1 pseudogene is annotated in these 395 nt (G+C 73.7%); it reads left to right on the forward strand.

Annotated elements, in window-relative coordinates:
• Positions 1-185 (forward strand): annotated as a pseudogene (locus I59_RS22760) (transcriptional regulator); the annotation flags it as partial.
• Between the last annotated feature and the right edge of the window lie 210 nt (positions 186-395).

Consider the following 395-nt stretch of genomic DNA (forward strand, 5'->3'; position numbering starts at 1 on the left):
GCCGTGACCTCGCCCCGGTCCTGCTCGCACTGGGTGCGTGGGCGGACCGGCACCACCCGTCCGCGCGGCCGTCGGACCTCGCGATCGTGGACCGCGAGACGGACGAGGTGGTCGTGCCGGCAGCCGTGGTCGCTGCGACCGGGCGGCCGGTCCCGCTCGACCGGCTCGCCGTCCGGGGCGTCTGACCCGGCGGGGGTCCGCCGCGGCGTCCACCCCGGGCGGGCCGACCGGCCGCGCTGGCGCAGCGTGACCAGATGACGGCCTGGCGGATCTTACTTGCTCGACCCTCCGTCTCGAATATCTCGCTCGTCCCGATCGTCTCGGCTCGCATCTGGGAGCCTGTGTCGGCTGCTATCGCGAGTTCTACCAGCCGCTGGTCCTGCTCGTATCCCGTC

It is taken from the genome of Curtobacterium sp. B8 (assembly GCF_000333315.1).
Classification (GTDB): Bacteria; Actinomycetota; Actinomycetes; order Actinomycetales; family Microbacteriaceae; genus Curtobacterium; species Curtobacterium luteum.